This is a genomic window from Rhodopseudomonas sp. BR0C11, assembly GCF_010820945.1.
In the GTDB taxonomy this organism is placed as follows: domain Bacteria; phylum Pseudomonadota; class Alphaproteobacteria; order Rhizobiales; family Xanthobacteraceae; genus Rhodopseudomonas; species Rhodopseudomonas palustris_H.
On sequence record NZ_QTKI01000169.1, the window covers coordinates 1 to 9,478 of the forward strand.

10 protein-coding genes, 1 tRNA gene and 2 pseudogenes are annotated in these 9,478 nt (G+C 62.7%); 5 read left to right on the top strand and 8 right to left on the bottom strand.

Annotated features, from left to right (window positions below):
* Positions 1 to 193: pseudogene (locus tag DYI24_RS14305) on the top strand (SAM-dependent methyltransferase); the annotation flags it as partial.
* Here the strand turns inward: DYI24_RS14305 and DYI24_RS14310 are convergent.
* Positions 190 to 1,014 (bottom strand): DUF2927 domain-containing protein, encoded by an 825-nt coding sequence (locus DYI24_RS14310; protein WP_246701260.1) that lies wholly within the window; start codon positions 1,012 to 1,014, stop codon positions 190 to 192. The pseudogene DYI24_RS14305 and the gene DYI24_RS14310 sit on opposite strands and share 4 nt — an antisense overlap.
* A gap of 67 nt (positions 1,015 to 1,081) precedes the next feature.
* A complete protein-coding gene (locus tag DYI24_RS14315) occupies positions 1,082 to 1,663 on the bottom strand; it encodes a L,D-transpeptidase (protein ID WP_107354806.1) in 582 nt (193 codons plus the stop codon).
* Between the two features lie 180 nt (positions 1,664 to 1,843).
* Between DYI24_RS14315 and DYI24_RS14320 the strand changes: the two genes are divergently transcribed.
* Positions 1,844 to 3,388: an acetolactate synthase large subunit gene (locus DYI24_RS14320; RefSeq protein ID WP_164572764.1), complete on the top strand. Its 1,545-nt coding sequence runs from the start codon at positions 1,844 to 1,846 to the stop codon at positions 3,386 to 3,388.
* A gap of 112 nt (positions 3,389 to 3,500) precedes the next feature.
* Positions 3,501 to 3,932, top strand: coding sequence for a DUF5413 family protein (locus DYI24_RS14325; protein ID WP_164572765.1), 432 nt, complete (start codon positions 3,501 to 3,503; stop codon positions 3,930 to 3,932).
* Positions 3,933 to 4,099: 167 nt separating this feature from the next.
* On the opposite strand, the gene DYI24_RS14330 is transcribed toward DYI24_RS14325, so the two are convergent.
* Complete coding sequence (locus DYI24_RS14330) at positions 4,100 to 4,420, bottom strand: hypothetical protein (protein WP_107343616.1); 321 nt, start codon at positions 4,418 to 4,420, stop codon at positions 4,100 to 4,102.
* A gap of 850 nt (positions 4,421 to 5,270) precedes the next feature.
* Between DYI24_RS14330 and DYI24_RS14335 the strand changes: the two genes are divergently transcribed.
* Positions 5,271 to 5,516 carry a hypothetical protein gene (locus DYI24_RS14335; RefSeq protein WP_164572763.1) on the top strand — a complete coding sequence of 82 codons (246 nt, stop codon included), beginning with the start codon at positions 5,271 to 5,273 and terminating at the stop codon, positions 5,514 to 5,516.
* A gap of 89 nt (positions 5,517 to 5,605) precedes the next feature.
* On the opposite strand, the gene rpsU is transcribed toward DYI24_RS14335, so the two are convergent.
* The gene (gene rpsU, locus DYI24_RS14340) at positions 5,606 to 5,881 is read right to left on the bottom strand and encodes a 30S ribosomal protein S21 (protein WP_164572766.1); all 276 of its coding nucleotides are present in this window, start codon (positions 5,879 to 5,881) and stop codon (positions 5,606 to 5,608) included.
* Between the two features lie 267 nt (positions 5,882 to 6,148).
* Positions 6,149 to 6,514 carry a hypothetical protein gene (locus DYI24_RS14345; RefSeq protein WP_164572767.1) on the bottom strand — a complete coding sequence of 122 codons (366 nt, stop codon included), beginning with the start codon at positions 6,512 to 6,514 and terminating at the stop codon, positions 6,149 to 6,151.
* Positions 6,515 to 7,260: 746 nt separating this feature from the next.
* On the opposite strand from DYI24_RS14345, the gene DYI24_RS14355 reads away from it, so the two are divergent.
* Complete coding sequence (locus DYI24_RS14355) at positions 7,261 to 7,668, top strand: response regulator (protein WP_164572769.1); 408 nt, start codon at positions 7,261 to 7,263, stop codon at positions 7,666 to 7,668.
* Between the two features lie 97 nt (positions 7,669 to 7,765).
* On the opposite strand, the gene DYI24_RS28085 is transcribed toward DYI24_RS14355, so the two are convergent.
* From DYI24_RS28085 to DYI24_RS14365, 3 genes and pseudogenes are all read right to left on the bottom strand, one after another.
* Entirely contained in the window at positions 7,766 to 7,963 is a 198-nt protein-coding gene (locus DYI24_RS28085) for a hypothetical protein (RefSeq protein ID WP_205523519.1), read from the bottom strand.
* A gap of 857 nt (positions 7,964 to 8,820) precedes the next feature.
* A tRNA-Val gene (locus DYI24_RS14360) sits at positions 8,821 to 8,895 on the bottom strand.
* A 142-nt stretch (positions 8,896 to 9,037) separates the two neighbouring features.
* A pseudogene (locus DYI24_RS14365) lies at positions 9,038 to 9,478 on the bottom strand (hypothetical protein); the annotation flags it as partial.

Genomic DNA, 9,478 nt, shown 5'->3' on the forward strand with positions numbered 1-9,478 from the left:
GTTTGCGGTTCCGCGGTTTCACCGCACGCTGGCGACCTGGGTCGCGATGATCGTCGGGGCAGGGCTCAGGATCGAGGCGTTCGGCGAGCCGATGGCCTCGGAGGAGGTTGCTGCAGCCGAACCGATCGTCGCGGACACCCGGGTCGCCCCGATCTTTTTGCATGTGTTGGCGAAGCGTCCGATGACGCCTTAACGCGTCAGCCTGTTCACCTTGGCGACGTAGCTGCGTACGTCGGCGAGGACCTGGGGCAGCACGGCTTTGACCTCCGGCACGGTCATGCCGGGGCGGATCGCCGGGTGGTACAGGATGTTCAAGAGGTACTGATCGTAGACGTCGAAATAGCCCTTCTGGACGTCGTCGTTGAACATCGTCCACGGCACCTTGTCGGTGTCGTTGATCGGGCCGAGCGACTGCAGCAGTTCTTCATAGGCGCAGTCGCGGAACACGAAGTCGCCGTTGTCGATGGTGAGGATGACGTCGGAGCGCTCGATCTCGTATCGGTCGTTCTTGCGGAAGCCGGACAGGCACTGCGGATCGAGGCTTTCTCGGATCTCGCGGGCGCGTTCCTCGCCGTAGAAGGTCGCGATGGTCTTGCCGAGGTTGCGGTCGCGGACGAGGTGGACGGTGACGTTGGCCTCGTCGGGATTGTCGGTCATCGCGATATCGAGATGCTCGACCCGGCCGGCGATGTCCGAGACGATCCGGGCGAGCTCGGAGCGGCGATGCGCCTGGCCATCGCCTTCGGCATAGACCCGCACTGGGGCCTCGTATTTGCGAATCCGGTCGACCCGTCCCGCCAGATGGAATTCGGCGCCGAACGCGGTGCGGAAGAAACCGTCGACGATCTGACTGTCGGTGAAGTCGGTCTTCTCGCTGCGCTGGGTGGCGGAGAAGTCGGTCGCCTCGGCGGCGCCGGCCGGGGCCGTCGCGAGGAGCGTGATCGCGGCGGTGACCGCCGCGAGCGCAGGTCTAAGATGCCGGGCGCCGCAGTGCATCACGAAAGGCTGCCGCATTCCGGTCCGGCGCACAACCGGCAATTCGGCCGCAGCCGCCTGTGCACGCGGCCGATCCCCGGATGGCTTAGTTTTTCACCACCACCACGGTGCCGACCCGGACCCGGTCGTACAGGTCCTTGACGTCGTCATTGGTCATGCGGAAGCAACCGGACGACACCGCCTGGCCGATAGTTTCCGGCTCGTTGGAGCCGTGAATCCGGTACAGTGTCGAGCCAAGATACATCGCCCGGGCGCCGAGCGGATTGTCCTCGCCGCCCGCCATGTAGCGGGGCAGGTCGGGGCGGCGGCGCAGCATCTGGGCCGGCGGCGTCCAGCCCGGCCATTCCTTCTTGGCGGTGATGCGGTGGGTGCCCGACCAACGGAAGCCGTCGCGGCCGACGCCGATGCCGTAGCGCAACGCGGTGCCGTCGCTCTGGACCAGATACAGCCGGCGCTCGCGGGTGCTTATGACGATCGTGCCCGGGGCATAGTTGCCGTCGAACATCACGGTCTCGCGCGGGATCGGATTGGCGCTCGGGCCGGAGCGATAGAACGGTCCGAATCCCATCACCGAGCGCAGGTCGAGCTCTTGCGCCGAAGCGGCGGTCGGCAGGGCGGTGGCGATCGAGATCAGCGCGAGCGCGCTGGCGGCAAGTCGACGAACCATTCCGAAACCTCGCAATCTTCGTTTCGCTCCGAACTGGCCATAATCGCGGCGATTGCGCAAGCCGGCGGCTGTACGTCGGCGCACGCGTTCGCCGCAGTCCTGCCGCGCGCCGTCCCCCTTTGACGAAGCGATGGAACAATGATTGATCGGGCGCACAAATTGCAAATCGGGAGCGAAACTATGAATGGTGCCGAGAGTCTGGTGCGGACGCTGGTCAAGGGCGGCGTCGATGTCTGCTTCACCAACCCTGGCACGTCGGAAATGCACTTCGTCGCCGCGCTCGACCGGGTCGAGGGGATGCGCTGCGTGCTTGGTCTGTTCGAGGGCGTCGTCACCGGCGCGGCCGATGGTTACTATCGGATGAAGGGCACGCCGGCCTCGACGCTGCTGCATCTCGGCCCCGGCCTCGCCAACGGCCTTGCCAACCTGCACAACGCCAAGAAGGCGGCTTCCGGCATCGTCAATATCGTCGGCCAGCACGCCACCTACCACATTGATTACAACGCGCCGCTGACCTCGGACATCGAGGGCTTGGCGCGGCCGATGTCGGCCTGGGTCCGCACCTCGCCCGACGCCAAGTCGGTGGCGCGCGACGGCGCTGCCGCGATAGCTGCGGCCAAGAGCTCGCCAGCGCAGATCGCCACGCTGATCCTGCCGGCCGACACCGCCTGGAACGAAGCCGACGGCGTCGCCGACGTGCCGGAAGACAGCCAGCGCCCGACCTATTCGCCGCAGGCGGTGGAAGCCGCCGCGCGCGTGCTGCGCTCCGGCGAGCCGACCCTGCTGCTGCTGTCCGGCGCTGCGCTCACCGAGCACGGCCTCGCGCTGGCGCAGCGGATCGCCGGCAAGACCGGCTGCAAGGTGATGGGCCAGACCTACAACGCCCGGATGGCGCGCGGGCAGGGGCGCTACTGGATCGAGCGGATTCCCTATGTGGTCGATGCCGCGCTGCCGATCCTCAAGCAGTTCCGCCACATCGTGCTGGTCGAGGCGATGGATCCGGTGGCGTTCTTCGCCTATCCGGACAAGCCGAGCCTGCTGAAGCCGGAAGGCTGCGAGGCGCATCGCGTCACCGAGGTCGGCGAGAATTCGGTCGCGGCGCTGGAAGCGCTGGCCGGTGCGCTCGGCGCCAAGGCGAGCGACGCGGCGCCGCAGAAGCTGGTCGAGATCGCCAAGCCGACCGGCGCGCTGACGCTCGACAACATCGCCCAGGCGATCGCGATGGCGATCCCGGAGAACGGCATCGTGATCGATGAATCGATCACCACCGGCCGCGGCTTCTTCCCGCCGACGGCGGCCGCCGCGCCGCATGACTGGCTGCAGAACCTCGGCGGCTCGATCGGCTTTTCGCCGCCGGTCGCGGTCGGCGCCGCGGTGGCCTGCCCGGACCGCAAGGTGCTGTGCATGGTCGGCGACGGCAGCGCGATGTACACCCTGCAGGCGCTGTGGACCCAGGCGCGAGAGAACCTCGACGTCACCACCGTGGTGTTCGCCAACCGCAAGTATCAGATCCTGCGCGGCGAGTTCGACGGCGTCGGCGCCGGCAAGCCCGGCCAGCGCGCCGAGGACATGCTGACGCTGGACCGGCCGGACCTCGACTGGGTGGCGCTCGCCAAGGGCATGGGCGTCCCGGCGCGGAACGTGTCGACCGCCGACGAGTTCAACGCCGCGCTCGCCGCCGGCCTCGCCAGCGGCGGCCCGAACGTGATCGCGGTGCAAATGTAGCACCGCGCGCGGTCGCGCCACCCGCGCGTTCCCGTTTCGGACAGTTGTCGAACCGGTGGCCGGCAGCGTAGCCTGTCGGCCGCGGCCGGGCATGGCCGCGGGTGGAGCAGGCATGAAGCGCTACGTGATCTTTGCCGCGATCGGTCCGTTGATCGGCGGCTTGCTGCTGTTGTTCGCGACGACCTATCTGTCGGGCTATTGGGCGCACACCCATTTGACCGAAGTGAAGAAGTTCTTCGTCGTGTTGTTCAAGTCGCTGCAATACAGCTACCTGTTCGGCCTGTTGCCGGCGCTGATGATGGGGGCGATCGACGAGATCATCTGCCACATCCGCCGGGTCAGCCCCGGCGGGCGGGTGGTGATCGTCGGCGTGATCGGCTTCCTCTCCACCGCCGTGATGTACGGCAACCGCGGCGCCGATGCCGGCGTTTTGCAATTCGTGCTGTACGGCCTGGTCGGCCTGGTGCCGGCGACGCTGTCGTCCTGGCTGGCCAACAAGTTCTGCGCCCCCGTCACCGCCGAGGCCAAGCAAGCCTCGGCGTGACCGAGCAGTCTATCAGCGAACGAACCCCGTATGACGGGTTAAGAGCAGCGAAGCCGATCATGCCGCCGGGCGGCTGCTGACGAGCTTGTAATAGGCGCAGCCGAATGGAGACGGCGCGCGCCCGCGCCGTCTCGAACGATCCGTGCTGGCAATGGTGTCTTGGCGGCTCAGCGGGCGGCCGCGGCCGCTTCGCCCCAGCCGCTCAGGCTTTCGATCGCATTGTCCTGCAGGGCGCCTTCGAGCTTGGCCTTCAGCTCGGCATGGCGCGCCCGGACCGCCGCCGCATGGTCGGTCGTCATACCGCTGTCAAAAGCGCGGACCAGTGGGCTGAGCAGTAGAAACTCCTCGGTCTCCTTCTGCGTCAGTCCGGCAATCACGGTGGCGCCGCGGGCGTCCTTGGTCAGCGCCCGGATCTGCTCCAGCCACTGCCGCAGCGAAGTCTCCTGCTCGAGCAACGCGTTGATCTTCTGATCGATGGTATGAGGCATGGACCGCTCCCTTCCCGACGATGGACAGACGCCATCTGCAATCGTCGCTAAACGAGCGTGCACTGCGGCCGCATTGTGCCGGATCAATTGGTGCGGTGCGATGTTGTGCGGCGTTGCGGCGCGGAGGGAAGTAGGCAGACGAGGAGACGATGAGCTCGCAGAGGGGGCGAAGCTAGGTGACTGCGCTTGGCGCACGGTTCTGCGCACACAGTTAGTCGCTGCAGCAGTTCCCCATCATCGAGTTCGGTCAATCCGGTACATGAAGACAGCTACAGAGATGCTGGAGTGTCAATCACTACGCAGTCTACAGAAGGAGTTGACCGGCCTCCGCTGGAGCGCATCGATCGGATGCAGCAGAACTTAACCTTTCGGCGCTCTGCGGAAGCTTGCATCTAAGTCGCTTGGATGCTGCAGAGCCGCGCGGATTCGGACTTTGCCGCATTCGTGTAATAGGGTCGTTCCATTAGTCGTGGCGGTATTGGTCGTCTGGCGGTGTTTGCCGCTTTTGGCGTGTCAAAGCCGCGAGACCGTGCATCAGTCTCATGCAGCACCCAATTTCGTTCAAACGACGATTGCTGCCGCATCTGCCCCTGAACATCCTTAGTCTAAGGCGGTACTGCACGAATTTGCTATGGGACGAATACGGGGAGTGTTAGCTTGCCCGTGCCTCAAGCAGAGTTGGTCGTATGTCGGATTTCCCCTACGACCCGCTCACGTGCCCCTTTTGTGGGAAGCCGATGCAATACATCGGCGCCACCCCAAAGACGGCCAGGAACGCAGGGTCATTTGTTTACAAGTGCGAACAATGCGCTGCGGTGAAGACTATCCCGTCTAAATAGACCGCGCCGGTTTGCCGCTCTTCCGACACGCCTTCAATTCCTGGAGAGAAGATCATCTGATCGATATCGAGCTCGGCGCTTCGGATAGCGTCGAGAGGAATACGTGGGATGGCGGCGAGATGGAAAAATTCATAAAGAATGAGAACATCCGACGTTATCGAGAGCTTCTGCGGGCCGAAACGAATCTCGACAAGCGGCGGGTTATCCTGAAGCTGTTGGCGGAAGAAGAAGCAAAAGAAATCCCGACAAAGGAGTGAGGCCGTCTGCCGGGGCGACGTCTCACGCTTTGAGCCCGCTCTAGAGACCTAACTCTACCGAAGGCGTCGTGCGACTTGATGCTGGCCGTCTAGTCGACGCGCTCTTTGATCTCCGGCAGCGGCGGCTTTCGTTCCACAAGCTTCTTCTTCGGCGGAGCCGGCAGCAATCCCTCGCGGATCGCCTTCTTTCGCGCCAACTTGCGGGCGCGGCGAACCGCTTCGGATCTTTCACGGGTCTTACGCTCGGAAGGCTTCTCGTATGACCGTCGTTGCTTCATCTCTCGGAAGACGCCTTCGCGTTGCATCTTCTTTTTGAGGACACGCAGCGCTTGATCGATATTGTTGTCGCGGACGAGTACCTGCAATTATTCCTCCTGAATAGCCGCGAACTGCAAACACTCCGGCATGCCACTACAGACGAGGCCCGGGAGCTATTCTGCACATTTCGGGAGAGTTGCGACGCCAGCATTGGCAGGGTCGCACGAGCGCACCTTTGCGGCGCAGAGGTGCCTTTGCTGGTCTGGACGTGACCACTATCTCGAAGCCGTGTCAATCAATTACCCGCTGCGGCTAGCTGCTGCCAGGACGATAGCCGCGCAAGCGAGCGGCGAAGCCAAGCACAGCAAGCGAGATCACCCCATCAGCTTTCCGCGCATCCGGAGGAATTCCTCGATCTCCAAATTCACGGTGACTGGGCTCGCATCCGGTGCGATTTGAATGAATGCTCGCTGGATCGAATCCATCTCGCCTGCAACGCGATCGTAAGGGGGGTCGAGGGAGCGTAGTCTCAGCTCGGCTGCGGCATCGTTCATGTTGCGTAGCGCCAACCCGGCCTCGCTTGTAAGCCAGGCTCTGAAGGTCCCCACCCATCTGTCCCCGAGTTCTGCGTCGTTCAGGTCTGCCAGCAGGCGGCCTCGCGACAGATAGTCGCGAGTATCCCTCAAATCTTCCGACTGCAGCAATCTGTTAGTCAGGTCGTCATCGTTATCGCCGGACATCGTGGGCTCCCGGACGATTCATGTCGGCTTCAAGACGGTATCGCTCTGATCGCAGTGCAACTTCTGCTTCTGCAGCTCGATGTCCCGAACGGTCACGCGCACCAATGCATCGATGTGCATGTCCATCGAAGGGTTTCCCAAGCTCTTCAGCCTGGCCACCATATCGTCCAGTTTGCTGCAGCGGCTGCACATGAGCACTCCCATCCAGGGCGGGAGCGCGACCGGCGTTCTCATCACCGGTAAATGCCAACGTGAGGGCGGTGATAAAACCATCATACGCGCAAGCGCGCCGATGTCCTAGCGACAAAAGGAGCCACGCGACACCATGAAACCCGGGTCTCCGCACTGCTAGGAACAGGGCGGTGCGATTATTGTTGGGCTAGGTTGATGGAGCGGTGTCCTTCGACCCCTGCCGCGCCGAGGTTATGCCCTGCGCATGTAACTCTTGCCGTGAGGTCGAACGGAGCAGTCATGAACAAACACAAATCAAAGCCGGCCAATCTCCGCAGGTCCGTCGATATAAGCGACAAAATTCAGGTCAAGGTGCTTCGAAAGCGTCTCAAACTATCCCAGGCGCAGCTGGCAAATGCGATCGAGAGGTCGGGTGGTTCGATTTCTGCGCTCATCAAGGACGCAACTGCCCTTAAGACCAATTAACTTCGCGACTAGCGGCTGCGTAATCAGAATCCATCGTGCGGTTCTTTCTACCGATAGCAACCCTCGACGTGCCCTCGAATTGACCGGCAATGACGGAAGACAACAAATTGCCCGTAGCGACAATGGTGCTGGTCGTTGAGGATGATTTTTTTATAGCTTTGCAGCTCGAAAGTACGCTGCTCGAAGCTGGATACGACGTGCTCGGCCCCGCAAGCACGGTTCCGGACGCCCTGCACCTTCTGACGGCACACCGTCCCGCCGCCGCTGTGCTGGACGTTAATTTGGGAAGCGAGCGCGTGACTCCTGTTGCCGAGGTCTTGGCGACGAGGAGAATTCCTTATCTGATCGCCAGTGCGTATAACGTTCGAGACCTAGAGAACGATCCGATCCTCGCCAAAGCCGTAAACGTCGGGAAGCCTACGTCACCAAAGCGGCTTCTGCATGAAATGGCGCGCATATTGGCTGAACCGACTGGTCACTTAGCCACGAGACCATAAGCGATTAGCTTGGAACCGATGGCCGGTCCGCGGATCGCAACGAGGAATCCATCAGCCTCTGTCATCCAAACGTGCGCCTTCCGTGGCATATGGACATCTACTTCGGTGGTCGTAGCTCGTTCGATGTCAGCCATCCTTCTATGCGAAGGGCCTGCTCGGCGGACGCTAAGCGCCGGTTCAGCTCGGCCTGCGCCGATTCCGGAGCAGTTTCGGCCTCAAGACGCAGGCCTTCGATCATCTGACGTAAGCGGTCCGACAAGGACGAGGATTGCTTGAAACGGCGGCGCTTTTGCATAACGCAACTCCCTCTTCAATAGGTGGGAACGCAAGCCGGCGCTCTCCTTTAATGGGCGCCAAGACGGAGCGGAAATGTCTCATCAACGTGTCCGGTGAGCGATGTGCAGATTTCAACGGGGCGGAACTCGACCAATCGGCTTCGCTTCGTTAAAACGTTACTTGGCTGAAGGTGTTCCCCTCCTAGTGAGTTGGGAAGAACCAACAAACCTAGGACTGCGCACGAAGAGTTATCCAGAGATACCGATGACCTCCCACGTAGCGAAGCTGCTGAGGCTCAGGCCGTCGGCCAACCCGCGTATCCATGGTGTCGATAAATTTTCGGAGCGGTGGAACGTACGTCCAGCCTCACAGCGCGACGAAGCCCAACAATGCGCAAATAGACAACTATTCGATGCGCGCAAATTCCGAGCACCGGAGCGTGTGGGACGCGCACTCCCGCTACTGATATAAAAGTAGTTCGAGCGCCTCGCGCTTGTCGGTGTTGGCTGCACAGCGGCCGTGGGCGTGCCAGCCGGTTCTTTGGCCGGGCCTTGATCGGAAAAGCTCGGACGAATGCGGATCTTATTCTGGCGCAAGCCGCTGAACTCCGCACCGCGGCCGTGGCGTTAGCGGCCTCTTGCTCCGCCTCGATCATTCCAATACGCGACGCGCGGCAATCAGCGGGCGCTCGATATGTTCAGCAAGCCGTTGGGCGAAGAAGAACGAAGTCGTCGTCGTGTTGTACGCTCCGTAGCCGCATCGCTTCATATCATCTGAGCGATTGCGCAACGGCCAGTCTCTGTTTCGGATTTCTGTATGGGAAAGCAAGCCGCTTGCAGGAAATGCTAGCTAAGTCTTTCGCAGATTTTGAGAAAATGGTGGGCGCACAAGGGATCGAACCTTGGACCTCTCCCGTGTGAAGGGAACGCTCTCCCGCTGAGCTATGCGCCCGGGACCGGTTGGGGACAGGGGCCGCGAAGCGGCCGGTCGAACCACCGTAGAGGCGCGATTTACGAAGTGCGGGGCGGGGGTGTCAAGCGGCAACACCCGGCTTTGGCAGATTTGCCCAGATCGTCGCAGGGTGTGGCGCGGTTCAGCCGGTCTGGCGCGCGCGCGAGGCGTGGGATTGCAGCGCGCGGATGCGGTCGGCCAGCGTGCCGCCGGCCACCACCGGCGTGACGCCGGTGCTCTTGGTACCGTTGGTGGCCTTGGTGCCCTTCGCGGGCTTGGCCGGCGCCGGCGCGGTCAGCATCGCCTGGATCGGCGAATCCGGACCTTCCAGCGTGATCGCCAGCTTGGCGACCTCGGCGGCAATGTCGTTAATCCGCTCGCGCAGCAGCGCGTTCTCCATCCGCTCGGTCTCCCAGGAGCTTTCCGCCTGCTGCTTCAGTGCCACCAACTCGCGCTGCGCCTTGGCGCGTTCGTCGCGGGCCTGGGTCAGCTGGTCTTCGAGCGCGGCCTTATCTTTGCGGATACGGGCGAGGTCCGGCGACTTGCTGCTGGTGGCGTCCAGCTCGTTGCGCAGCTCGCCGAC

Excerpts from the sequence above, each read along its gene's own strand:
- DYI24_RS14315 (WP_107354806.1), bottom strand. The coding sequence starts at position 1,663 with ATGGTTCGTCGACTTGCCGCCAGCGCGCTCGCGCTGATCTCGATCGCC.
- DYI24_RS14310 (WP_246701260.1), bottom strand. The coding sequence starts at position 1,014 with ATGCGGCAGCCTTTCGTGATGCACTGCGGCGCCCGGCATCTTAGACCT.
- DYI24_RS14330 (WP_107343616.1), bottom strand. The coding sequence starts at position 4,420 with ATGCCTCATACCATCGATCAGAAGATCAACGCGTTGCTCGAGCAGGAG.
- DYI24_RS14345 (WP_164572767.1), bottom strand. The coding sequence starts at position 6,514 with ATGTCCGGCGATAACGATGACGACCTGACTAACAGATTGCTGCAGTCG.
- DYI24_RS14325 (WP_164572765.1), top strand. The coding sequence starts at position 3,501 with ATGAAGCGCTACGTGATCTTTGCCGCGATCGGTCCGTTGATCGGCGGC.
- DYI24_RS14320 (WP_164572764.1), top strand. The coding sequence starts at position 1,844 with ATGAATGGTGCCGAGAGTCTGGTGCGGACGCTGGTCAAGGGCGGCGTC.
- DYI24_RS28085 (WP_205523519.1), bottom strand. The coding sequence starts at position 7,963 with ATGCAAAAGCGCCGCCGTTTCAAGCAATCCTCGTCCTTGTCGGACCGC.
- DYI24_RS14355 (WP_164572769.1), top strand. The coding sequence starts at position 7,261 with ATGACGGAAGACAACAAATTGCCCGTAGCGACAATGGTGCTGGTCGTT.